22 protein-coding genes are annotated in these 24,572 nt (G+C 59.2%); 6 read left to right on the top strand and 16 right to left on the bottom strand.

The window, feature by feature from the left end:
• Nucleotides 1–27: 27 nt before the first annotated feature.
• The 5 genes from R6254_RS15450 to R6254_RS15430 form a co-directional block, all read right to left on the bottom strand.
• Nucleotides 28–1,863, bottom strand: coding sequence for an ABC transporter ATP-binding protein (locus tag R6254_RS15450; protein WP_318408099.1), 1,836 nt, complete (start codon nt 1,861–1,863; stop codon nt 28–30).
• 52 nt (nt 1,864–1,915) lie between these two features.
• Complete coding sequence (gene fcl / locus R6254_RS15445; protein WP_318408098.1) at nt 1,916–2,899, bottom strand: GDP-L-fucose synthase; 984 nt, start codon at nt 2,897–2,899, stop codon at nt 1,916–1,918.
• A 6-nt stretch (nt 2,900–2,905) separates the two neighbouring features.
• Nucleotides 2,906–4,027, bottom strand: coding sequence for a GDP-mannose 4,6-dehydratase (gene gmd, locus R6254_RS15440; RefSeq protein ID WP_318408096.1), 1,122 nt, complete (start codon nt 4,025–4,027; stop codon nt 2,906–2,908).
• Nucleotides 4,028–4,030: 3 nt separating this feature from the next.
• Nucleotides 4,031–5,452, bottom strand: a complete 1,422-nt coding sequence (locus R6254_RS15435) for a mannose-1-phosphate guanylyltransferase/mannose-6-phosphate isomerase (RefSeq protein WP_318408094.1) — start codon at nt 5,450–5,452, stop codon at nt 4,031–4,033.
• Between the two features lie 65 nt (nt 5,453–5,517).
• Nucleotides 5,518–5,877, bottom strand: coding sequence for a MarR family EPS-associated transcriptional regulator (locus R6254_RS15430; RefSeq protein ID WP_318408092.1), 360 nt, complete (start codon nt 5,875–5,877; stop codon nt 5,518–5,520).
• 464 nt (nt 5,878–6,341) lie between these two features.
• Between R6254_RS15430 and R6254_RS15425 the strand changes: the two genes are divergently transcribed.
• Both R6254_RS15425 and R6254_RS15420 read left to right on the top strand, forming a co-directional pair.
• Nucleotides 6,342–6,902: a sugar transferase gene (locus tag R6254_RS15425; RefSeq protein WP_318408090.1), complete on the top strand. Its 561-nt coding sequence runs from the start codon at nt 6,342–6,344 to the stop codon at nt 6,900–6,902.
• Nucleotides 6,903–6,938: 36 nt separating this feature from the next.
• The gene (locus tag R6254_RS15420; protein ID WP_318408089.1) at nt 6,939–8,912 is read left to right on the top strand and encodes a polysaccharide biosynthesis protein; all 1,974 of its coding nucleotides are present in this window, start codon (nt 6,939–6,941) and stop codon (nt 8,910–8,912) included.
• Here the strand turns inward: R6254_RS15420 and rfbC are convergent.
• The 5 genes from rfbC to R6254_RS15395 all read right to left on the bottom strand — a co-directional run bounded on the left by rfbC (nt 8,893) and on the right by R6254_RS15395 (nt 14,404).
• On the bottom strand, nt 8,893–9,432 hold the full coding sequence (rfbC, locus tag R6254_RS15415) for a dTDP-4-dehydrorhamnose 3,5-epimerase (RefSeq protein WP_318408088.1): 540 nt from the start codon (nt 9,430–9,432) through the stop codon (nt 8,893–8,895). The two genes, R6254_RS15420 and rfbC, sit on opposite strands and share 20 nt — an antisense overlap.
• A gap of 2 nt (nt 9,433–9,434) precedes the next feature.
• Nucleotides 9,435–10,316, bottom strand: coding sequence for a glucose-1-phosphate thymidylyltransferase RfbA (gene rfbA, locus R6254_RS15410; RefSeq protein ID WP_318408087.1), 882 nt, complete (start codon nt 10,314–10,316; stop codon nt 9,435–9,437).
• Between the two features lie 9 nt (nt 10,317–10,325).
• A complete protein-coding gene (rfbD, locus tag R6254_RS15405) occupies nt 10,326–11,222 on the bottom strand; it encodes a dTDP-4-dehydrorhamnose reductase (protein WP_318408085.1) in 897 nt (298 codons plus the stop codon).
• 8 nt (nt 11,223–11,230) lie between these two features.
• Nucleotides 11,231–12,295, bottom strand: coding sequence for a dTDP-glucose 4,6-dehydratase (gene rfbB, locus R6254_RS15400; RefSeq protein ID WP_318408084.1), 1,065 nt, complete (start codon nt 12,293–12,295; stop codon nt 11,231–11,233).
• A 111-nt stretch (nt 12,296–12,406) separates the two neighbouring features.
• Nucleotides 12,407–14,404: an SDR family oxidoreductase gene (locus R6254_RS15395; protein WP_318408083.1), complete on the bottom strand. Its 1,998-nt coding sequence runs from the start codon at nt 14,402–14,404 to the stop codon at nt 12,407–12,409.
• A 225-nt stretch (nt 14,405–14,629) separates the two neighbouring features.
• Between R6254_RS15395 and R6254_RS15390 the strand changes: the two genes are divergently transcribed.
• From R6254_RS15390 to R6254_RS15375, 4 genes are all read left to right on the top strand, one after another.
• Nucleotides 14,630–15,142: a phasin family protein gene (locus R6254_RS15390; RefSeq protein ID WP_318408082.1), complete on the top strand. Its 513-nt coding sequence runs from the start codon at nt 14,630–14,632 to the stop codon at nt 15,140–15,142.
• A 112-nt stretch (nt 15,143–15,254) separates the two neighbouring features.
• Nucleotides 15,255–16,532 carry a patatin-like phospholipase family protein gene (locus R6254_RS15385; protein WP_318408081.1) on the top strand — a complete coding sequence of 426 codons (1,278 nt, stop codon included), beginning with the start codon at nt 15,255–15,257 and terminating at the stop codon, nt 16,530–16,532.
• 95 nt (nt 16,533–16,627) lie between these two features.
• Nucleotides 16,628–17,287 carry a TetR/AcrR family transcriptional regulator gene (locus tag R6254_RS15380; protein WP_318408080.1) on the top strand — a complete coding sequence of 220 codons (660 nt, stop codon included), beginning with the start codon at nt 16,628–16,630 and terminating at the stop codon, nt 17,285–17,287.
• A 33-nt stretch (nt 17,288–17,320) separates the two neighbouring features.
• Nucleotides 17,321–18,094: a tetratricopeptide repeat protein gene (locus R6254_RS15375; protein WP_318408078.1), complete on the top strand. Its 774-nt coding sequence runs from the start codon at nt 17,321–17,323 to the stop codon at nt 18,092–18,094.
• 78 nt (nt 18,095–18,172) lie between these two features.
• Here R6254_RS15375 and R6254_RS15370 read toward each other — a convergent pair whose 3' ends face one another.
• Genes R6254_RS15370 through R6254_RS15345 form a run of 6 tightly spaced genes read right to left on the bottom strand, consistent with a single transcriptional unit; the run spans nt 18,173 to nt 24,503 of the window.
• Complete coding sequence (locus R6254_RS15370) at nt 18,173–19,270, bottom strand: M14 family metallopeptidase (RefSeq protein WP_318408077.1); 1,098 nt, start codon at nt 19,268–19,270, stop codon at nt 18,173–18,175.
• Nucleotides 19,267–20,463: a M20 aminoacylase family protein gene (locus R6254_RS15365; protein WP_318408076.1), complete on the bottom strand. Its 1,197-nt coding sequence runs from the start codon at nt 20,461–20,463 to the stop codon at nt 19,267–19,269. The genes R6254_RS15370 and R6254_RS15365 overlap by 4 nt, the downstream gene beginning before the upstream one ends.
• 34 nt (nt 20,464–20,497) lie before the next feature.
• Entirely contained in the window at nt 20,498–21,148 is a 651-nt protein-coding gene (locus R6254_RS15360; protein ID WP_318408074.1) for an HAD family hydrolase, read from the bottom strand.
• On the bottom strand, nt 21,145–22,713 hold the full coding sequence (locus tag R6254_RS15355; protein ID WP_318408072.1) for an ArnT family glycosyltransferase: 1,569 nt from the start codon (nt 22,711–22,713) through the stop codon (nt 21,145–21,147). The genes R6254_RS15360 and R6254_RS15355 overlap by 4 nt, the downstream gene beginning before the upstream one ends.
• A 9-nt stretch (nt 22,714–22,722) precedes the next feature.
• Nucleotides 22,723–23,652, bottom strand: a complete 930-nt coding sequence (locus R6254_RS15350) for a lysylphosphatidylglycerol synthase transmembrane domain-containing protein (RefSeq protein WP_318408070.1) — start codon at nt 23,650–23,652, stop codon at nt 22,723–22,725.
• Nucleotides 23,649–24,503 (bottom strand): decaprenyl-phosphate phosphoribosyltransferase, encoded by an 855-nt coding sequence (locus tag R6254_RS15345; RefSeq protein WP_318408068.1) that lies wholly within the window; start codon nt 24,501–24,503, stop codon nt 23,649–23,651. The genes R6254_RS15350 and R6254_RS15345 overlap by 4 nt, the downstream gene beginning before the upstream one ends.
• Nucleotides 24,504–24,572: the final 69 nt, after the last annotated feature.

The raw sequence follows: 24,572 nt of genomic DNA, 5'->3' as shown, positions 1-24,572 counted from the left end.
TGCGTGGGAAAGATGGGTAGGACTTGACTAGCCAAGCAAGGGCTCTTGGCTGGCCGCAAGCGCCATGCGCTGAAAACTCGGGCTGCCGGCAAGTAGCTCTTCATAGGATCCTTGAGCCACGAGCTTGCCGGCCTCAAGCTGAACAATGGTGTCGCAGTTGCGTACCGTGGTCAATCGGTGCGCGATCATCAGGATCGTCAGCTCCCGGTCGAGTCCTTCAATGGCGCTCATGACGGACCGCTCGGTTGCACTATCGAGCGCACTGGTAGCCTCGTCAAAAACCAGCACGCTGGCCTGCTTGTAAAGTGCACGCGCAATGCCAATACGCTGACGCTGCCCGCCCGAAAGACGTACGCCACGCTCACCGACAAGTACGTCGTACCCCTCGCGGCTATTCTCAATAAATTCGGCAATCTGAGCCTGCGCCGCAGCTTGCCGAACCCGGTCCATGTCTATTGCACCTCTGGGAACGCCAAAAGCGATATTCTCGGCAAGGGTAGTGTCAGCCAAATAAATGCCCTGAGGCACGTGGGCGATGGATCGCTGCCACGCGCCTATCGTCGTACCGGCGATGATCTGACCGTCCACAGAAAGCGCGCCCTCAGAGGGCAATAGCAAGCCCATCAGCAGATCAAGAGCGGTACTTTTCCCACTGCCGGTGCTTCCAACAAAACCGATGCGGGAACCTTTGCGAATCGTCAGGTTTAAGTCGTTGAGAACCAGCGGGCCGGTAGCAGCGTAACGGAAACTGACGTTGCTGAATTGGATATTGTCGCGCAACTGCAAAGGCGCTGGTTGCTTGGCCAGTAGAAAATCCGCCGGATACGGTTGATCCAGCATTTCCAGCAACCCGGCCAGCGACGCCTGACTGCCTGTAATGCCGGCCCACGCACTGTAGCTGAGCTGCAGCGCCGGCAGCAGGCGCTGCGCACCCAAGGCCAGCGCGCCCAGCACCGGCAGAGCAACAGCCACGCCACCGGGCTGCTGGCTCAGGCCATAAGCGAGCGCCGCGATCAAACCCATGCCCACCGCTTCGACCACAAATCGCGGGCTGGCTGCGATAAACACATTGTTGCCCTGCGCCCGGCGCAGCGGATAGTCCGCCTGCCGGTACACTTGGCTGTAGACTTCCTGCGCTCCGTCCAGCAGCACGTCGCGTATACCGCCCAACCCCTCCTGCAGCGCCTTGATGACTTGCGAGTACTCATGGCCGATGCGGTCGCTGTTTCGACGCAGGCGACGCCTGGCGATCCAGCTGATCACAAAATAACTGGTCCCAAAACCCGTGATCGCCACCAGGGCCACCATCGGGTTGATCACCATCAGCGTCACTGTGATGGCCACAAGCAGAATCGATGAGCTGACTAGTGTCAGCAACTGATACAGCACGTTCACAGCATCCCCAATTTTGTTGGTGATGCTGCTAATAACTTCACTGCTGTTGCGCGAAACGTGCACCGGGTAAGGCTGGTACAGGGTTCTGCGATACACCTCAATACTCAGATCCGCGCTGCTGGCGAACGCCAGCCGAGTCGTGACCCATAGCACCAGCATGCGAACCGCTCCGGCGACGACCGCTGCGGTAACAAACGCGATGGTCAAGGGCAAAACGAGTTGATCTGCCGATGTGATGCCCCAATCCCTTGCAACGCTCGCGACAAACGGCCGCGTGAAGAGTATCTCGGGCGAAACCAGCACGCCAATGAAAGGAAGCACAATCCCCAAGCTGACAACCTCCGCGGCCGCGCTAATCACCGTGAGCCCCGTCAGAAGTGCAAACTGCCGCTGCCGGCGTTTGCTCAGATGCCCAAGCAAGCGCCACAACAAAGTCGGCACCGAATCATGCGCAACTGGGACGTTCACCATTTGGCTCCCGGCGTGACACATGAGCAAGTAAAGCAAGGGTGCGGCATTGCTATGCGCGCCCGTCCGACGGCACCGATTGCGTACCGGCAAGAAAGGCCTGGTAGGTTTCTTCCAGTCCAGCGCGCAGAGGAATGCCGGGCGCCCAGCCCAATGACACGAGCCTCGATACATCGAGCAGCTTTCGCGGTGTGCCGTCGGGCTTGGTGTTGTCAAATTCGATCCGCCCCTGAAAACCAACCACCTGCATGACGGTTTTGGCCAACTCACCAATGCTCAGTTCCTCGCCGCTTCCTACATTCAGGTGGGACTGCATGGGCTGCGTGGCGGCCTCGTAGCGCGCGGGCTCGAGGTCCATCACATGCAGGCTGGCCAATGCCATGTCATCGACATGCAGGAATTCACGTTGCGGGGTGCCGCTTCCCCAAATGGCCACTTTTTCGATCTTAGCGATCTTGGCTTCGTGAAAACGTCTGATCAACCCGGGAATGACATGGCTGTTTTCGGGGTGGTAGTTGTCGCCCGGGCCGTACAAGTTGGTTGGCATGACGCTTCTGTAGTCTGTGCCGTGCTGGCGGTTGTAGCTTTCACAAAGTTTGATGCCCGCTATTTTTGCGATCGCATAAGCCTCGTTGGTCGGCTCAAGCTGGCCCGTCATCAGACTGTCTTCCCGGATGGGCTGGGCGGCCAAGCGCGGGTATATACACGACGACCCGAGGAACAACAGTTTGCGTATGTCATGCCGCCAAGCCTCATGGATGATGTTCGCCTGCATCATCATGTTTTCATAAATAAAGTTGGCCGGATAGCTGTTATTGGCGTGGATGCCGCCAACGCGCGCCGCCGCAAGGTATACCTGCTCGATTTTTTCACTCGAGAAGAACAGTCTCACCTGCGCCTGGTCCGTCAAATCGAGCTCGGCATGGGTGCGCGTGACGATATTGCGATAGCCACGCGACTTCAGCAGACGAACAATGGCCGAACCGACCATCCCACGATGGCCGGCGACGAAGATGCGGGCATTCAGATGTTCCATGCTTGTTTACTTCTCGAGGGATATCGCCACGCTGTAGCCGTGACGCTTCAAAAGCGCATGGCGCCGGGCATCCTCAAGATCTTTCGCAACCATTTCCTGCACCATCTCGGCAAACGTCGTTGTCGGCGTCCAGCCAAGCTTGACACGCGCATTGGTCGGATCTCCCAGCAGCGTTTCCACTTCGGTAGGGCGGAAATACTTGGGATCGATGGCCACGATGACCTGCCCCACCTTGGCGCCGCTCGCATTATCCGAAGTTATCGCGGCGATCACCCCTTTTTCGTCCACACCGCGGCCTTGCCATTCGATTTCGATACCCAGTTCGCGCGCCGCCACCTCAACGAACTGGCGAACCGAGTACTGCACGCCGGTCGCGATGACGAAATCTTCCGCTTGTTCCTGCTGCAGCATGAGCCACTGCATCTCGACGTAGTCGCGTGCATGCCCCCAGTCGCGCAGCGCATCCATGTTTCCAAGGTAAAACGACTCCTCAAGCCCCTGCGATATGTTCGCCAGAGCACGGGTGATTTTTCGAGTCACGAAGGTCTCTCCGCGACGCGGAGACTCGTGATTGAACAGGATGCCGTTGCATGCATAGATGCCGTAGGCCTCACGGTAGTTGACCGTGATCCAGTAGGCATAAAGTTTAGCCACCGCATAAGGGCTGCGAGGATAAAAGGGCGTACTCTCGCGCTGCGGTATTTCCTGCACCAGCCCGTAGAGCTCCGAAGTTGACGCCTGGTAGAAGCGCGTCTTTTTTTCAAGCCCCAGTATCCGAATAGCCTCCAGCAGCCGCAGCGTCCCCATGCCATCGACGTCAGCCGTGTATTCGGGCGATTCAAACGATACAGCTACATGACTCATGGCCCCCAAGTTGTAGACCTCATCGGGCTGCACCTGCTGCATTACACGCATCAGATTCGACGTATCGGTAAGATCGCCGTAATGCAGAAACATATGCGGATTGTCCGAATGGGGATCCTGATAAATGTGGTCAATACGCTCCGTATTGAAAAGCGAAGCCCGCCGCTTGATGCCGTGGACGTCGTACCCCTTGGCCAGCAGGAACTCTGCCAGATAGGAGCCGTCCTGGCCGGTGATTCCGGTTATCAGCGCTACTTTTCTCATTGTTTATACCCTGCCATATACGTCGTTAAATCGCTCTATATCGTCTTCACCCAGGTAGCTACCGGACTGCACTTCAATCATCTCGAGGTCCATCTCCCCCGGGTTTTCAAGCCTGTGGATTTCGCCGATGGGAATGTACGTAGACTCGTTCTCCGCCAGCATGAAGGTTTCCGAACCTTTGGTCACAAGGGCACGTCCCTTGACAACAATCCAATGCTCCGCGCGGTGCCTATGCCTTTGCAAGCTTAGGCTGCCGCCCGGCTTGACATTGATTCGTTTGACCTGGAACCGTTCACCGCAATCAATGCTGTCATACCAGCCCCAGGGCCGTGACACCTTGCGATGCAACGTGGCTTGAGGGCTGTCCACCGCTGCCAGCTCGGCTACGACGAGCTTGACCTGCTCGGCATGGGTGGCCGCGACGACCAGCAGCGCATCGGGCGTATCAATGATCAAAAGGCCATCGGTACCCAGCGCCACAACGGGCCGTATCGGCGCGTGGATGAAAGTGCGCGTGGCATGCACTACCAAACCTTGCCCGCCGACCCTGTTGCCCTGGGCATCCGGCGGCGTCAGCTCGGCAACCGCATTCCAACTGCCAACGTCGCTCCAGGCCCCAGAAAAAGGGATGACCACCACATTGCTATGCCTCTCCAGCACGGCGTAGTCGATGCTCTCAGGACGGCAGGACGCAAAAGCGCTGGCCTCAGGCCTGATGAAATGGCCGTCCCGGCTCGCACCAGCCATTGCCGCCGCGCATGCTTCCAAGATATCAGCCGCATGCTCCTGCAGGGCCACAATAAGCACTGACGCCTTCACCAGGAAAATGCCGGCATTCCACAGGACATTCCCTTGAAGAATCAGTGCTCCCGCCTTATCAAAGCTTGGCTTCTCGATGAACCGCGTGACCGCGAAACCTTTGTCTGGATTCGCCGTACCGCGTTCGATGTAACCATAGGCAGTACTAGGAAAAGTGGGGACCACCCCGAAAGTAACAAAAGCACCGTTGTTCGCGGCCTCTCGGCCCGCCTCGACCGTGGCAACAAAACCCGAAACATCCGGAATATGGTGATCCGCAGGACAGAACAACAACAAGTCGTCGGCCTTGGCACGAAGGGCGGCCAACGCCATCGCAGCAGCGGTATTACGGGCCACCGGCTCAAGAATGACTTCGGCAGGCACACCGGCACTTTGCATCGCCGCACCCACTAAGAATCGATGATCTTCCGCCGCAACACACATCACCGGTGCGCCTCCCCATGACGCACCAAGCTGCGCCACCCGCTCCAGGGTGAGTTCGAGCAGACACTTACCTGCAATCAAAGGAACGAACTGCTTGGGAAAGCTGCTGCGCGAAAGCGGCCACAATCGGGTGCCGGATCCACCACAAAGGATTACGGCAGTAATAACCGGTTTATCGCTCATGAGTCAGAATCCGAAAGAGTAATTAAGAGTGCCACGGCCGGCATACGTTGCAGACAAGTGACGGGTCATAGCCTGCCACTTAAATGAACGTCAGCGCAATCCTCTCCAACTTCCCGTTTCAGAAGTTCGATTTCACGATTCAGACTCTCATACTCAGCCAGCTTTTGACGAAGGAAGCGCGCGGTTAAATTCGCCTTCTCGGCAATACCGAGCGGTGTCAGTAGATATGCGTAGGCAAGCTTATTCTGGCTATTGCGAAAGTTCTGCACCTTGATGAGGCCCTTCTCCACCAAAGCCGTGATGCAGTAATTGGCTTTACCCAGACTAACTCCCAACGCACCAGCGAGATCGCGTTGATTCATACGGGAATTCCCCACCAGCAGCCGCAAAATTTTCAGGTGGTTTTCTTCTTGGGGATTGGACATCAGTGGAGCTTTCAACGAAGTTCAGCACTTCCCCCACCTACCGACGTGCTACTAGTGCGCGCGAAAATGTCTCGGGAAAGCCATCTGTTCAGCAATTGAACGAAGTATAGCCTGACGATACGGACGTAGCCACTCAAGCTGAATGCACCGCCCCTTTTGGCCAGTCGAATACTCGCGGCACCGCTGACCGTAGGAGCTCTTCTGGAGGGCTCTGAACAAATTACCTGCCAACCTGCGACCATAAACGATGGTTAAAATCGTCGGCGCGCGAAGCACAAAGTCAAAGCGCTTCAGCCTAAAAGCTCTTGTGCGTTAAAAACCACCGGATCGGACCATCTAGACTTGTAGCTAACCGGTCACCCGAGAGCATTAGGGCGTCATCCAATGGTGTTGGCGGGATGTTATATCTCGACCACGCCATCTTTTGCAGCCAGTTTTGTACAACCTTGCCATGAGATTTTGGTTTGAAACGCTTGTTTGATATTGCGCTGGCTGTCGGAGTGCTGTGCGTACTTGCACTGCCTCTTTTATTACTGGCACTGGGAGTTCGGGCGACCTCGGCAGGTCCAGCCTTATATTGGTCCGATCGCGTTGGCCAACGCAATCGAGTATTCCGCATGCCCAAATTTCGCAGTATGCGCATTGGAACTCCGGTGGTCGCGACTCACCTGCTTGCTGATCCTTCGGTACATCTCACGCCAATCGGCGCATTTCTGCGCAAAAGCAGCTTGGACGAACTCCCGCAAATCTGGAGCATCTTGATCGGCGACATGAGCTTTGTAGGGCCGCGCCCGGCCCTATTCAATCAAAGCGACCTCATTGAGTTGCGAACGCTGCATGGGATCGATGCCCTGCTGCCTGGACTGACCGGATGGGCCCAGATCAACGGACGCGACGAACTCCCCATACCTGACAAAGTGGCCCTGGATCTCGAGTACCTGAAACATCAATCCCTGCGGTTCGACATTCGCATACTATGGTCGACGGGAATGAAGGTATTGCGACGCGACGGCATATCTCATTAATTCAAAATGCCCGCCGGGGTTTGCCGTACAACACAAATGATAAAAACCAAGTTATTGAGCCAGCCGCGACGCATCAAGCAATTGGTCGTACTATTTTTCGATGCCCTCATGGGCATTGTCGCGGTTTGGGCAGCGTACTCATTGCGGTTGGATACACTGCACTGGCCCCGTAACACCCACCAGTGGGGGCCTTATATTCTCGCCCCTTTGCTCGCAACGCCAATCTTCTGGCGCAACGGTCTTTACCGCGCCATATTCAGGCACAGCGGTATGGCGGCCATGAGAGCGCTGGTTCTTGCCGTCTCGTTATATGCGGCGCTGTTTTTTGGGACGCTGCTGCTAATGGGATGGCCCGATGTGCCGCGCTCCATAGGGCTCCTTCAACCACTCATCCTGATGCTTCTGGTCGGTGGCTCCCGAGCGGTCGCACGTCAATGGTTGAGCGGCCTTTCCAATGGACAGCGCCGCGAGATGAGTGTCAGTCGTCTTTTGATTTACGGCGCCGGGTCTGCAGGCGTTCAAATCGCCGACGCAATCGCGACTTCGCACGAATTCAAGCTGCTTGGTTTTATTGACGACAGCCCCACGTTGCAGGGATTGACCATAAATCATGTGCCGGTCTATGCGCCTTCCGAATTACCGGACCTGATTGAAAAATGCAACATCACCGACATGTTATTGGCGCTGCCTTCAATTACGCGCGCCCGTCGCAACGCTATTCTGAATGAATTACAACCATTGCCGGTTCACGTGCGGTCTCTACCCGGGCTGACCGACCTTGCCCACGGCAGGGTCGCGCTGGCCGACATCAAAGATCTGGATGTTGAAGACTTGCTCGGTCGCGATGCCGTGCCGCCTGACCGTGCGTTGCTCACGCGAAGCCTTGCAAACAAAATCGTGCTGGTCACGGGAGCTGCCGGCAGCATCGGCAGTGAGCTGTGCCGCCAGATACTGCAGGAGCAGCCTACCCGCCTGATTTTGGTAGAGCATAGTGAATTCGGTCTCTACAGCATTCAGCAAGAACTTCAGCCGTTTTGCGAACGCTTTGCCACTCGTTCCGGCATTTCGATCGAGCTTGTTCCCTTGCTGGCAAATGTGCGCGACTACCAGCGCATGCTGGAGATTTTCCGCACCTACAAACCGCACAGCGTCTATCACGCCGCGGCCTACAAACACGTACCGCTCGTCGAGCACAATCCGGCCGAAGGCATAGCTAACAATGTATTGGGTACGCTCAACACGGCGCGCGCCGCAATCGAAACGGAAGTCAGCCACTTTGTCCTCATATCGACCGACAAGGCCGTAAGGCCGACCAACGTCATGGGAGCAAGCAAGCGCCTCGCCGAGTTGGTACTCCAGGCGCTGTCAGCCACACCCAGGCTGAGTTTCTATACAGACGGTAATCAGCAAGTGAACAATATCACGCGTTTTGCGATGGTCCGTTTCGGCAATGTACTCGGCAGCAGCGGCAGCGTCGTGCCCCTGTTCCGGCGGCAGATCGAAGCTGGCGGGCCTATCACCTTGACGCACGCAGATGTTACCCGCTACTTTATGACCATTCCCGAAGCTGCCCAACTCGTGCTTCAGGCCGGTGCCATGGCGGAAGGCGGCGAGGTATATGTGCTTGATATGGGTGAGCCGGTAAAGATCATTGATCTGGCCTGCCGCATGGTCAAACTTTCGGGCTTCACGGTGCGGGACGAGAACTGCCCTGATGGAGATATCGCCATTGAGATAAGAGGCTTGCGTCCTGGCGAAAAGCTGTATGAGGAGTTGTTAATCGGCGACAACCCGGTGCCGACCATCCACCCTCGTATCCTCAAGGCCCACGAAGATTTTGTACCCTGGGAAGAATTTCATACTGACATCGAACTGCTGAAGCAGGCCATTGCAGCCAACGACACTGCGACTCTGCGGAGCATTTTGCTAAAGCGTGTGAGCGGATTTACGCCCGACGTGCAGGGCTGCGACTTGCCGGACTCGCCCGCACCTAAAATTCGGCGGTCTTGAAAGCCTGGCCAGCACCATCCTTGCCAGAAAGCACCGGATGACCATCAAGAGGCCAGTCGATTGCCAACGTGGGGTCGTCCCATGCGATGCAGCGCTCCTGTGTGGGAGCATAGTAATCAGTGGTTTTATATAAAAAGTCGGCACTCTCACTGAGCACCAGAAAGCCATGCGCAAGGCCAGGCGGCACCCAGAGCTGCCGGTTGTCGTGCTCGCTCAATTCCAGGCCGACCCATTTTCCGAACGTGGGTGAGGCAGAACGAATATCAACGGCCACATCAAAAACAGTCCCACGCACCACGCGAACAAGCTTGCCCTGTGGCAACTCCAGTTGGTAATGCAACCCCCGCAGCACGCCTTTTGCAGATCGGCTGTGGTTGTCCTGTACAAAGGTGTAGTTGGTGCCAGTCGCCACATTGAAGTCACGCTGATTGAAACTTTCCAAGAAGAACCCGCGCGGGTCGCCGAACACGCGAGGCTCAATGATCAAGACATCCGAAATAGCGGTAGACGTTACTTTCATTGCTAATTGCGCTCTTTGAGTAAGCGCAACAGGTATTGACCGTACCCGTTCTTGGCCAGAGGGCTCGCAAGTTTTGCAAGTTGCTCATTGTTGATAAACCCGTTGCGCCACGCAATTTCTTCAGGGCATGAAATCTTTAGCCCCTGGCGATGCTCCAGCGTCGCAATGAATTGGCCGGCGTCGAGCAGGCTGTCGTGCGTTCCGGTATCGAGCCACGCATACCCGCGCTGCATGATCTGCACCTTCAGTTGGGAGCGTTCCAAATAGACTTGGTTGACGGCCGTAATCTCAAGTTCGCCACGTGCGCTGGGCTTGATCGATCGGGCAATCTCGACAACCTGCGCGTCGTAGAAGTAAAGGCCCGTCACGGCATAGTTACTCTTTGGCACCGTCGGTTTTTCTTCTATGCTATTGGCCCGACCATTCGAATCGAACGCCACAACACCATAACGTTCAGGGTCCTGTACATGGTAGGCGAACACCGTCGCCCCAGACGCTTCGGCATCAGCATCCATCAGCAACGTATGTAGATCGTGCCCGTAGAAAATGTTGTCACCCAGCACCAACGCACTAGGAGCACCATCAAGAAATTTCTCCCCGATGATGAATGCTTGGGCCAGTCCGTCCGGACTGGGCTGCACCGCGTACTCGAGATTGAGCCCCCATTGGGAACCGCCCCCCAGAAGTTGCTCGAAACGCGGCGTGTCCTGAGGCGTGCTGATGATCAGTATGTCGCGAATGCCCGCGATCATGAGTGTGCTCAGCGGGTAGTAGACCATGGGCTTGTCATAGACCGGCAGCAACTGCTTGCTAATGGCCAGTGTGGCGGGATGCAAGCGTGTGCCTGAGCCGCCTGCGAGAATAATGCCTTTGCGTTGGGTCATAGGGGGTTGTCAGTTAGTTTCAGCCAGCATCCGGGCAACGCCGTTTTGCCAAGCGGGGAGCTGCAAGCCAAACACGCCGCGAAGTTTGGTGGTGTTCAAACGCGAATTATGAGGACGTGCGGCTGGCGTTGGGAAAGCTGATGCGGGAACGGGGTCCACGGTACCGGGTGAGACTTTGAGCACCGCACCGCCTTGTAAAGCACAGTCGACCACGAATTGCGCATAACCGTGCCATGAAGTCTCACCTGCGGCCGCCACGTGATAGATGCCGGCCACGCTTGAGGTAGCGCCTCTTAACACAGAACGCAGCATGTGAGCCGTGACGTCGGCAAGCAGGTCCGCCCCGGTCGGGGCACCGAATTGGTCGTTGACGACCGTCAAACGATCGTATTCTGCAGCCAGGCGCAACATGGTTCTGGCAAAGTTGCCACCCCTTGCCGCATAGACCCAGCTTGTGCGCAAAATCAGGTGCTTGGCACATCGCATCGCAATAAGCTGCTCACCCTCCAGCTTGGTCCGACCATAGACGCTGAGCGGACCAGTGGGATCTGCCTCTTGCCAGGGTTTGCTGCCGCTGCCGTCAAACACGTAGTCCGTCGAATAATGCACCAGCCATGCGCCGACTGCCTCGCCAGCCTCCGCAATCACGCCCGGTGCTTCAGCATTGATGACGCGCGCGCTACCTACATCGCTTTCGGCTTTGTCGACGGCCGTATAGGCAGCGGCATTGACGATAACGTCAGGCCGGATCTGCTGCACCGTATCGCGAATTCCGCTCAGGTTGGCGAGGTCGCCGCAAAAGTTTTTGCTGTGGCGATCCAGTGCCACCAGCTCGCCCAGAGGCGCCAGGCTGCGCTGCAACTCCCATCCCACTTGTCCGCTCTTCCCGAAAAGCAGTATCTTCATATCCGCGCTCAGGGGGCAGCCGTCACATACTGGACCTCGACCCAGTCACGGTATGCACCGCTTTGCACGTGCGAAACCCATCCCGGGTTGTCCAAGTACCACTGCACGGTCTTGCGGATACCGGAGTCAAACGTTTCGACGGGCGTCCATCCCAGGTCAGTCTCGATCTTGCGGGCGTCAATCGCATAGCGGCGATCATGGCCAGGCCTGTCTTTGATGAATACCACCTGCTCGCGATAGCTGCCGCTGCTGCGCGGTCGCAGCTCATCCAACAGGGCGCAGACCGTCTGGACAATCTCGATATTCGGTTTTTCGTTGCCGCCGCCTATGTTGTAGGTCTCGCCAGGTTTGCCGGCTTCGAGCACGCGGCGGATTCCGCTGCAATGGTCCCGGACATATAGCCAGTCGCGCACCTGCTGACCGTCGCCGTAGACCGGCAGGGGCTTGCCGGCCAGGGCATTGACGATCATGAGCGGGATCAATTTTTCGGGGAAGTGATAAGGGCCGTAGTTGTTAGCGCAGTTGGTGGTAAGCACTGGCAGGCCGTAGGTATGGTGATAGGCCCGGGCCAGGTGGTCGCTGGCGGCCTTGCTGGCCGAATATGGGCTGTTCGGCTCATAGCGGTTCGTCTCGCTGAATGCCGGATCAGCCGGCCGCAAGGAACCATAAACCTCATCGGTGGAGACCTGCAAGAAGCGGAACTCGCCTCGGGCACCAGCTGGCAGGCCGGCCCAGTACTGGCGCGCGGCTTCCAATAGGCGAAAAGTGCCGACGATGTTGGTCTGGATGAATTCTTCGGGATCCGCGATGGAGCGGTCCACATGCGATTCGGCCGCAAAATTGACGATGGCCCGCGGTTGATGCCGGGCCAGCAGCTCTGCGACTAGTGCGCTGTCGCCGATGTCGCCCCTGACAAAAACATGCCGTGGATCACCCTTCAGGGGCGCCAGGGTTTCCATATTGCCGGCGTAGGTGAGTTTATCCAGGTTGAGCACCGGCTCGTCGGTGCTTGCCAGCCAGTCAAGAACAAAATTGGCGCCGATAAACCCGGCCCCCCCTGTAACCAAAATCATGCGCTCACCCTTACGTATGCCGGTGCCGCATGGCACCGGTTTGTATTATGCCTTTGACCTCGCTACGCAAGCCGCGAGGCCAGCCGGTGGCAACTGTCGGGCGCAGCATCCCTAGAAGTGAATCCCACGCATCATCTGCTGCAGCGCCACAGCTTCCGGCGACAAAGTCTGCTTAACCGGTTTGTCACCCGGCTTCGCGCCCTTGGCGGCCGATGAGTCGGGAAACATGCGAAAACTGGTATTCATGGCAATCTGCGCAATACGTGGCACCAGTGCATGCATGACCTGGCCGGTAATGCCCAGGCGGGTGGCAATACGCACCGGTTTGAAAATACAGGCCTGCGCAATCAAATCTGCGGCCTCTTCGGGCGAAAGTGTTGGCACGTTGTTATACAGATTGGTGGGCGCAATCATGGGCGTACGCACCAGCGGCATATTGATGGTGGTAAAGCTGATGCCGACATCGGCAAACTCGCTGGAGGCGCAACGCGTCCAGGCATCAAGCGCCGCCTTGCTGGCCACATAGGCCGAAAAGCGCGGCGCATTGGTCAACACACCGATCGAGCTGATATTGACGACATGGCCTTTGTGTTTGGCCACCATGCCTGGCAAAAAACCCATGGTGACACGCAGGCAGCCGAAATAATTGAGTTGCATCGTGCGTTCAAAATCGTGGAACCGGTCGTAACTGGCCTCGATCGCGCGGCGAATCGAGCGGCCGGCGTTGTTGATGAGGAAATCAACGCCGCCGTGGTTGGCTATCAGGGTTTGCACAAAACGGTCGCAATCGGCCATGTCGGCGATATCGGCTGCGTAGGCGATGAAGTGATAACCCTTGGTCTTGGCTTCCTTGCAGGCTTCGTCCAGCTTGTCCTGGTCGCGGCCGCAAATGACGGTGATGGCGCCAGCTTCGGCAAACTTGTGGGCCGCTGCCAAGCCGATGCCTGACGATCCGCCGGTGATCAGCACCACCTTGCCATTGACCGTGCCCCTCAGCGAACGGTCGATATGCAGGTCGGGATCGAGGTGGCGCTCCCAGTAGTCCCAGACACGCCAGGCGTAATCTTTCAGGTTGGGGCATTCAACGCCCGACCCCTTGAGAGCGGCCAGCGTTTCGCGGCAGTCGAAACGTGTCGGGTAATTCACAAAAGTCAGCATGTCCTCGGGCAGGCCGAGGTCGGCCATGATGGCATTGCGCACACGCCGCACCGGGGCCAGCGCCATCAGGCTTTTCTTGACGCCGCGCGGAATAAACCCCAGCAAGGCCGCATTGACAAAAAGATTCATCTTGGGCGCATGCGCGGCCCGGCTGAAAATGTCGAGCACGTCACCGACGCGGTAACCCACCGGATCAACCAAGTGGAAACACTTTTTGGCAATACTGGTCTTGTGGCTGATGTGGTCCAGTGCATCCACCACAAAATCAACCGGCACGATGTTGATGCGCCCGCCTTCCAGGCCCACCGCCGGCATCCATGGCGGCAACAGCTGGCGCATACGCTGGATCAGCTTGAAGAAATAATACGGCCCGTCAATCTTGTCCATTTCGCCGGTGGTGCTGTCACCGACCACCATGGCGGGACGAAACACCGTCCACGGCACCTTGCATTCCTTGCGAACAATTTTTTCGCTCTCGTGTTTGGTCATGAAATACGGGTGTTCGTAGTTCTCGGCCTCCTCGAACATGTCTTCGCGGAACACGCCTTCGTAAAGGCCGGCCGCCGCGATGGAGCTCACGTGGTGGAAGTGCCCGGCATCAATCGCCTTGACGAACTCCACGGTGTGGCGTGTGCCTTCGATGTTGACGGCAATCTGGCTGTCTTCGTCGGCGCCCAGGTCGTAGACCGCGGCCAGGTGGTAAAAATGATCGATCTGGCCCTTGAGCTTTTTGACGTCGTCAGCGGCAACCCCGAGCTTCTTGGCCGTCAGGTCGCCATAAACCGGGACGGCCCTGGCGGCGCTGACGCCCCAATACGCACGCAAGGCCTCGACCTTGCCGACACTTTCCTGGCGGATCAGGAAATGCACGGTGGCACCTTTGCGCTCCAGAAGCTTCTTGACCAGACGTTTACCGATGAAGCCTGTGGCTCCCGTGACGAAATACTGCATTGTGTTCTCCGCTAGACAACTCTGGACCAGTCTGGATTTTTGCCCAAACCCTCTGGACCGCTGGTCAGCAGAAACCCGCGCCCCGCCTGGTTTTCCATAGAGGCTGGCCCCTAGCGTTCTAGAAGCACACCCCTAAATCTGCGCGTCCGCAGGGCTTACATTTCCTGCTGTGTGCAGCATTCATGCGACGCCAATCCACCAACCACCTACCGCCAGGAGTTCCCCATGGTCAAGAAATTGCAAAAAATGAGCGCCGACAAAAAATCCGCCCCGCAACTCACTGGCGCCGTCAAGGAGTCCGCGCAACAGATCTGGCTGGCTGGCTTGGGCGCTTTTTCGAAGGCACAGGAAGAAGGCGGCAAAGTGTTTGAGACCCTGGTCAAGGAAGGCTTGTCCATCCAGCGCAAGACCCAGGCTGTCGCCGAAGAAAAAATCTCCACGGCCACCAACAAGATGGCGACCATGGCCACTGACATCACCTCCAAGGCCGGCCACCAGTGGGACAAGCTGGAAAACATTTTTGAAGAACGTGTGGCCAAAGCCCTGAACAAGCTGGGTGTGCCTTCGGCCAAAGACGTGGATGCCCTGATCGCTCGTATCGACGAACTCAACAAAAACGTGCAGAAAATGAGCGCCAAGCCGGCCACCGCGACCAAAGCGGCGCCTCGCGCCGCAGCCAAGTCCACAACACGCAAGCCTGCCACCAAACGCGCACCCGCTGCCCGCAAGTCAGCCTAAGGCCCGAGTACCCCGGCTAAAAAAGGACGTTCCGGCGTCCTTTTTTTACGCCTGCCTTTTTCAAACAAATGCTGCGTCGCAGCAAATTCACCCGCCACCGACGCCGACACCCATGACCTCAGCCAAACCTTCTCGACGCCAACCACCCCGCACCGGCCCGCGCATCGCCTTGGCACTGGCCGGCGGCGGGCCCTTGGGCGCAATTTACGAAATTGGGGCGCTCTGCGCGCTGGACGAGTCGCTGCAAGGCCTGTCGCTGACCAGGCTGCACCACTATGTCGGCGTCTCGGCCGGCGGCTTTCTGGCCGCCGGCCTGGCCAATGGCATGACACCGCGCGAGTTATGCGCGGCCTTTATTGAAAATGACCAGCAGACGTCCGACCTGTTTGACCCGGCCTGGTTGCTGGTGCCCGCCTACGGCGAGTTTTTACGCCGCGCCGTCATGCTGCCTGGCCTGGCCGCTTCGGCCCTCTGGCGCGCCACCCTGGGACGAAAATCCCTGGTGAATGTGCTCGAACAACTGGGCCCGGCCTTGCCCACGGGCATTTTCTCCAACGAAGAGGTGGACCGGCGCCTGAGCCGCCTGTTCTCCAAGGAAGGTCGGACCAATGATTTCCGCCAGCTCGCCACACGGCTGACCCTGGTCGCCACCAACCTGGACAGTGGCGAGGCTGCGCCTTTTGGCCAGCCCGGCTGGGACCATGTGCCGATTTCCAAGGCCGTCCAGGCCAGTTCGGCCCTGCCGGGCTTGTTTCCGCCTGTGGAAATTGACGACCACTACTACGTCGATGGCGCGTTGAAAAAAACCCTGCATGCCGGCGTGGCAATGGACGGCGGCATCGACCTGATGTTGTGCCTCAACCCCCTGGTGCCGTTTGACTCGACCCGGGCACCCGAGTTGTCGATGGCGCAGCGGGTGATGCGGCGCGGCCTGCCCAAGGAAAGGCAGGCCATCCCGCGTATCGTCGATGGCGGCCTGCCCGCCGTGCTGAGCCAGACCTTTCGCTCCATGATCCATTCGCGCTTGGAGCTGGGCATGAAACATTACGAACATGCCTACCCCGACACCGACATTGTGTTGATAGAGCCGGACCAGCGCGATGCCGACATGTTTCTGGCCAATACCTTCAGTTATCGCCAGCGCCGCCAGCTCGCCGAACAGGCTTACCAAAAGACCCGTGCCTTGCTGCGTTCGCGAAAAACCACTCTCTCGGCCAAGCTGGCACGCCACGGCATCGCGCTCGATATGGCTGTGCTGGAGGACCCGCGGCGCCACCTGGTGAGCGCCCCGCCCATTGCTACGCGGCTGGGCCGCGCCATCCACTCACTCGAAGAAGTGATGGAAGATGTGAGCCATGCGCTGCAACAGCCGACGGGCCGCCCGGCCTGAGCGAAGCGGAACAGGTAGCACCGACCCACGGTGATTCCCTACTTCCAACACCTCGGTCGGTCGGTTAGAGTAGAAAAAAATACGAGGTAGACACCATGGCGAAAAAAGCGCCGCGCCGAACTGCTGAACGCATCCTGGAAGTGACGCTTGATCTGTTCAACCGCTTCGGCGAGCCCAATGTGTCGACCACACTGATTTCCGCCGAACTCAGCATCAGCCCCGGCAACCTGTATTACCACTACCCCGCCAAAGACGAGTTGATCAACTCGCTGTTTGACCGCTACGAGCGGGGGCTGAGCGAGCTGCTCAACGCCAGCGACAGCGTGCGTGATGTCGAGGACGCCTGGTTTTTCATGCATTCGCTGTTCGAGCTGATCTGGCAATACCGCTTTTTGTACCGCGACCTGAACGACCTGCTCAGCAAAAATCGTCGCCTGGAAACCCACTTCCAGTGGGTGCTGAAAAACAAGACCCGTTCCGTCAAGGCCATGCTGGACAGCATGAGCCGGGCCAATGCCGTCAGCATCGATTCACGCGAGGTTGAAGCCACCGCCACCAGCATGGTGGTGGTGTTGACATATTGGCTCAGCTTCGAATACGTGCGCGACCCGCGCAACGCACTGGAGCCCGCCAACGCCCAGGCCGCGCTGCTGCGGGGCGCGCACCATGTGCTGAACTTGTTGATCCCCTACCTGGAGCCCGGCCAGCGCATGCACCTGCAGGCGCTGGTGGGCGCTTACAGCCAGCCTGCCTGACCCATTCAAAATACCTATTTCAAGGAGAGATCGATGGCCAAATGGACCGCTTTTCCACACACCGGCGACTACGCCTTCGATGCTGCCAGCCTGAAAAAACACTGGGCGCGTCTGCACCAGGGCGATTGCGAAGCCTTGCCCAAGGAAGCCGCCGTGTTGCAAGCCTGGGTGTTTTTTCACAATGGCGAGTTCCAGAAAGCCGGGGAGGCCGGCCTCAAGGCGGGCGGTGCCGGCATCACGGTGGCCAACAAGGCCACCAGCATTTACGCCAACTACCTCGAAGCCAAGGAAAAAACCAAGCTCGAACTGTTCATGGAAGTCGCCGCACGGGCCGAGGCCCAGCAGGCGGACAACCCCAAGGACGCCAACGCTTATTACTGGCAGGCCTACGCACTGGGCCGTTACGGCCAGGGCATCAGCGTGGCCAAGGCGCTGGCCCAAGGGCTGGGCACCAAGGTCAAAAATGCGCTGGAACAAGCCATCCGCCTGTCGCCCAAACATGCCGATGCCCACATCGCGCTGGCCGCTTTTCACGCCGAAGTGATCGACAAGGTTGGCTCACTGATAGGCGGTATGACCTACGGCGCGAAAAAAGACACCGGCCTGTCCCTGTTCCGGGAGGCCATCAAGCTCAACCCACATTCGGCGATTGCCATGATCGAATACGCCAATGGCCTGGTCATGCTGGAAGGCGACAAAAAAATGAAAGAGGCCACCAAGCTGTATGAGCAGGCCGCCGCCTGCCAGCCGCTGGACGCGATGGAGCGGCTGGACGTGGAGATGGCCCAGGCCGAGCTGGAAGACTGAATCGGTGGGGCAAGGCGCAGACGCTATATTTTTTATAGCTATCTGCGCCCATGCTTAAAGGGCTGGAGCCCTAAAACCTTATGAACTCAGGCCATCCACCGCCTGGAACAGCGATTGCCGTGCCTGGCTGATGATCTGGCCTTTCCAGGCGTCGGTATCGACATAAAACGCATCCATCATTTGCGCCTTGATCTGCGTGGCCAAGGCCGGCGGCGCATCACGGTGGATGTTGAGCCAATGTTCGCCGCGCAGCGCCTGCATCATCTCGAAAGGCGGCAAGGTGCCATATTCCATCGCAATGCCGGTGTATTCGGCGTCCGGGCATTCCTCGTAGATGGAATTCCACATCAGGCCGGTCAAAAAGGCCGAGCTGGACGAGCCGTCGTAAATCGAGGTGACCGGTGTGGTCCCGCCGTTGTCCCACCAGGCCCGCGCCCGCGCCAAAGCCGCCTTGTCATCGCGGCAGGCGCAAATACGTTCGCCAATACCACTGGGGCCCAGGCCGGTGTGGATGTCTATCCACGCCACGCGACTGGCGTTTTTGCCGTAGGTCTGCAACACCTTGCGCAAGGTCCGGTTGCTCCAGGTCGGCGCGGTGCCGCCGAAAAACAGGCCTTCCGGAAATTCATGCTGGCCCCGCGTGATCGCAGCCTGGTAGGCGTCCATGCCTTTTTCGCTGATGTAACGGCCGGTGGCCGCCGCATTGGCCTCGGTCGGCGGCCACTCGTCGGGCAGCAGCAAGGGCTGCAACTCGCGGTAGGCCTCGTTGACCGGCAGCGGCTGCGAGAAGTCCTGGAAGTTGCGGTTCAGGTCCACATTTTCATGCGTGGTGCGCCGGACATGCGAAAAACCGTAAGGATTGAGCGCATGCACATACAACACCGCCACACCTTGCGCCGTAGCCTTGGCACGCCACTCGGCGTCATGCAGCGCAAACACCTGCACACCGGAACCGCAATAACCTTCAACGCCGTGACAGGCGCTGCTGACAATCAGCAGCGAGCGGGCATCGGCCGGGCCGTCGCGCACCACGTCCATGGCCAGGACTTCGCCGTCGCGTCCGGCTTCGGGATGCAACTGCGATTCCACGGCCAGGCCAGCGGTGGCCGCGGCCTCCAGGAACTTGACACGGGCTTCGGCATAACTTTTGGAAAACGCCTGGGTCACGCCTATCATGCGGCGTCCTTGGCAAACCAGCCTTCAGCCAGTTGCACCCAGAAGGTCGCGCCCAGCGGAATCAGGTCGTCGTTGAAGTCATAACTCGGGTTGTGCAACATGCACGGCCCGCCGCCATGGCCCATCTCGCGGTGTGTACCGTCGCCGTTGGCAATAAACACATAAGCGCCCGGCTTGACCTGCAACATGTAGGAGAAATCTTCCGCGCCCATGGTCGGCTCCTGGTCCACCACTTGTGCGGCGCCGACGATGCTGGCCATCACCTCACGTGCAAACGCGGTTTCATTGGGGTGATTGACCGTGGGCGGGTAGTTGCGCTTGAACGCAAATTCACATTCAGCGTCATGCGCGGCGCACACATGTTCGGCGACCTGTTTCATGCGTTGCTCGATCATGTCCAGCACCTCCATCGTGAAGGTGCGCACCGTGCCCTGCAACTCGCAGCTGTCGGGAATCACGTTGGTGGCCTCGCCCGCATGGATCATGGTGACCGAAATCACACCAGCATCGACCGGCTTTTTGTTGCGGCTGATGATGGTCTGGAAGGCCTGCACCATCTGGCAAGCCACAGGCACCGGGTCGATGCCATTGTGCGGCAGCGCTGCGTGGCCGCCCTTGCCGCGAATGGTGATCTTGAACTCGCTGGTCGAGGCCATCACCGGGCCCGGGCTCGCGGCAAAGGTGCCGACCGGCATGCCCGGCCAGTTGTGCATGCCAAACACGGCATCCATGGGGAACTTGTCGAACAAGCCGTCCTTGATCATCTCGCGCGCGCCGCCACCGCCCTCTTCCGCCGGCTGAAAAATCAGGTACACCGTGCCGTCGAAATTGCGGTTTTTCGCCAAGTGTTGCGCGGCCGCCAGCAACATCGCCGTGTGGCCGTCGTGGCCGCAGGCGTGCATCTTGCCGGGGTGTTTGCTCGCATGGTCGAAGGTGTTGAACTCCTGCATCGGCAAGGCGTCCATGTCGGCGCGCAGGCCGATGGCACGGTTCGAGCTGCCATTTTTGATGATGCCCACCACCCCCGTGGTGCCCATGCCCCGGTGCATGGGAATGCCCCATTCGGTGAGTTTTTGCGCCACAACATCGGCGGTTCGCACTTCTTGAAAACACAGCTCGGGATGCGCGTGAATATCCCGGCGCACGGCGGCAATGCCGGCGGCCTGGGTGACGATGGAATCAATGACTTTCATGAAAACCTCTGAAGAGTCGGGCCTGCCGCCACTGCTAGTTGGCAGAAGCTGGGCGAGCCCGGGGTTGGCCTTTGTACCAAGCGTAGTCTGCCAGATTTAGCAGGGGCACGTCACCGCGGGAATCCCCATAGACATGCAGCACCAGAGCTGCATTCAGGCCTTGATTTGCCAACCAGGCCTGCAGGCGCCGCACTTTTTCCTCGCCATAACAGTTGGGCGTGGCCAGGTATCCGGTGAGTGCGCCGTCCTTCACTTCCAACTCGGTGCAGATCACGGCATCCAGGCCCAACATCTCACCGACAGGATGCAGATAAATGCCCAGCGAGGCGCTGACCATCACACAACGATGGCCTTGCCGCTGGTGCTGCCGCATTCGCGCCAGCATGTCTGCTTGCCATTGCTGAGGCAAATAATTCGCCACAAAATCGGCAGACCACGACGCGATCTCAGCTTCGCTGCGGCCACCCAGGCTGAGCTTCAACAGCCTGGCCTTGGCTTTGTGGTTGCTCATCAGGCGGCAGGCGTAAGCCGCCAGCCAGGGGCTGCAGAGCAGCAAGACGCCCAAAAATCGCGGCCAGCCCAGGTAACGCGCCAGATAAGGCAACAAGGTGTCACGCCGCGTCAGCGTGCCGTCGAAATCAAAGGCGGCGACTTCCAGCGTCGGCTGCGCAGTCGCGTCTGTCAAGGCAGGGGTTTCTCGCATCGCACCTGACCACACAGGCGTTCACAAAACGGGCAGCCTGTCATGGGCAGCCAGGATGGGATGTTGTAGTAACGCTTGTAAATGGTGGACAAGACCCCGCTTTTGTAAGCCGGGTAATTGAAGTTGGCGCCTTCGACCGCGTAAAAAGGCACGCCGTCCTGCGAGAAGTGGAGCACCTGCACGTTGTCAAAATAAGGCGCGTAGTCCTCCAGCCGCGGTGGAATCCCCATGTGGATGATGCGCACGGTTTTGCCCTGGTAGATTGAAAAATCAACCAGCATGTCGTCCTGGCGCGCATGGAAATTACCCGGGCCAAACACCGGCACGTAGTCGCGCAAGCTGTAGCCGTAAATCGATGCGGGTGTGTAGGCGTTGGCCATCAGCACCACGCCGGGCGCTTGCACCTGCTGCAACATGTCCGTGGTTTTGTAGCTGCGGACGATTTGCGGGTAGAGCGGGATTTTTTTCCAGTCCGCCAGCGAGGTGCTGTACAAGCCGGCCACGATCAACACATGCAAGGCTGCAAAAGCCGCCATGCCCAACGCGCAGGACTTGAGCTTGTCCAGCGGCAGGGCAAAAGCCAGCAGCGCAAAGCCAAAGGGGTAAAACGACAAGACCCAGTGCAGGCCCACCACTTTTTTGAACGCCAGCAAGGCAAAAAACAGCAGGGGCACCAGCACCACACAAGCCAGCAGGCGTTGCTGGCGCGACACCGCGGCCAGCGCCTTGCGCTGGCGCCAAGCCAGCCAGGTGACGGCCGGCGTGGCCAGGTAAACCAGCATGGCCACATAAAGCAGCGGCTTGTACCAGGCAAAGGCCTCACCTTCGTTGCGGTTGTAGAGGTTGAACATGATGTTCGACCAGCCGTGCGACATGTTGTAAGCAATGTTGATGGCCGGGCCCGGCAAGGCACACAACACCAACACAACAAAGGCGGCCCAGCGCTCGCGCCGGTACAGCACAAAATAAACCAGGTAGGTCAGGCCCAGCACCACCGAGAAATATTTGGACAAAAAGGCGCAGCCCAGGAACAAACCTGACAACGCATATTGCACCCAGGCCGTGCTGTCCAGGCGCTCACGCCGTTCGGCCCGCAACAACAGGGCGACGGACAAGACCGACCAGAAAATCAGCGGCGTGTCGGTGGTGATCAGGACGTTGAGCCAGTTGATAGGCGCCAGCCAGAACAACACCACGGCCCAAGCGGCACGTGTTTTGTCCAGCGGCGATAGCGCCCAACCGACCAGGGCGCCCAGTGCCAGAGGCAGCATGACCACGGGCAGGCGAATCGACCAGAGCGTGTCGCCCAAGGTCGCGCGCATCAGGGCGATCAGCCAGCCGACCATGGGCGGATGGTCGTAATAACCCCAATCCGGGTAGACCCCCCACCAGTAGAAAAAAGCCTCGTCACCGGTGATCGGGAAAGTCGCCGAAATCCAGAGCCGCAGCGCCAGCGACAAGACACCGACGGTGATCAGCCAGCGGGTGACGGAGAAAGAAGAAGCGGCGGCGGTCAAAGCGGCAAAAATGCCGGGACGTTGGGTCATGTGTAAAAACTACCTGAAACTGATTTCGTGGCGAATGGCGGCACTATAGACCAGTGCCAGCGCGCCTATGGCCACGGCCAGCCACAAGGTCACCACCCGGACCTGCACCGTGATGCCTAAGGCCAGCGCGGCGCTGGCGCCCTGGCTCACCAGCAAACCGGCCAACAAGGCCTCTGTACCGCCCAAACCGGCCGGCAACAGCGACAAGGCGCCACCGACCATGGCCACCGCATAAAAGCCGGCCGCCTGCAGCACGCCAAGGGGCAAACCGGCTTCGCGGCACAAGAGCCAGACGGCCAGGCCCTGCGCGGCCCAGGCCAGCAGGGTCAGGCCCAGCCACTGCAGCGGCCGGGTCGCCAGGCAGCGCCAGGCATCGTGCAGCCAGGCCACACGCGGCAGCAACAGCCCGCGAAACTTGAACATCAGCGCCAGCACCAGCAGGCCGGCCAGCCCGGCCACCAGCACCAGGCTCCAGGCCACACGCGCCCCGCCCAGTTGGAGCAGCCAGCCCAGCACCGGCAGGCCCATCAGCAGCAGGCACAACAAATCGGCCAGCCGCTCGGCGCCAAAAATCGCCAGGCTTTGTGCGGTGCTCAGGGGGTTGCGCGCCAGCAGCAGGCCACGCGCCGCCTCGCCGATATTGCCCGGTGTCGGCGTGAAGGTGTAACCCGCGAGGTAGAGGCGCAGCCCTTGCAACAGGCCCAGGGGCCGGCCGTAATGGGCCATCCAGAGCCGCCAGCGCAGGCCGCGCAGCAGGTAGTTCAAGATACACAGCGCCGCAGCCTGCAAGCCGGCGAGTGACCAGAGCCGCTGCAGCGTGGCCCCGGGGCCGTCCCCGGAGACGAGCAGCGCCACCGCGTAGGCCGTGGCGGCCGCCCCCCCGACCAGCAACAGTTGTTTGAGCGGCAGGCGGCTGGCCGGCCGGTCCGCCGCGTTCAAAATCGGCGTCCCAGAAACACCATCAGCCAGGCCGCCATCGCCAGCAGGATCCAGGGGTCACGCAGCAGGTCGCGCGACACGTCTTCGCCCCGCCCGCGGTGCACCTGGTAGGCATAACGCAAGAGCGCAAAAATCACGATGGGCACGGTGTAGACCAGGCGCTGGCCGTGTTGCTGCAGCGCTTCGGTGCTGGTGGCGAACAGACTGTAGGTGATCAAGGTGGCGGTCATGGTCACGGACATGAACATGTCCAGCAGGGCCGGCGGGTAATGCTCCAGCACGGCCCGCTGGTTGGCCTCGTCGTGAAAACTCTCGGCCTTGCGTTTGGAAAATCCCAGGAACAGGGCGATGAACAGCCCCGTCAGCAACAACCAGCGCGATGGCGAGATACCTACAGCCAGGGTGCCGGCCAGCAGCCTGAGCATGAAACCCGAGGCAATGATGCTCACATCCACCACCGGAATCTGCTTGAGTCGCCAGGAATAGGCCAGGTTCAGCGCCACATAGATGGCCAGCAGCAGCAGCAAGGTCTTGTTGCCCACCGCCAGCCACACGCCGGCCGCCAGCAGCAGCGCCGCCAGCACCAGGGCGGCCGCCGGCGACACAGCGCCGCTGGCCAGCGGCCGGTGCCGCTTCACCGGGTGGCGGGCATCCCCGTCGCGGTCATGCCAGTCATTGACGATGTAAACCAGGCTGGAAAAACAGCAAAACGCGGCAAAAGCGGTGATCACCTTCAGCGACATCGGCCCGTCCTGCCAGTTCTGGCTGAACACCAGACCGGCGAACACAAAAGCATTTTTCAGCCATTGGTGGGGCCGCATCAGGGTGGCAAGGCTGAGCAATAAACGCATGGGAAATAAGCAGGGGTGAGGGGATGCCGGCGCACGGGACAGGACCGGTCGGCGTCAAGCATAACTGAC

Origin of the sequence: Polaromonas potterensis (assembly GCF_033446725.1) — a bacterium.
Lineage (GTDB): Bacteria > Pseudomonadota > Gammaproteobacteria > Burkholderiales > Burkholderiaceae_C > Polaromonas.
The sequence above is the reverse complement of the archived record's forward strand: the minus strand, read 5'-3'. Positions and strand labels throughout refer to the sequence as shown.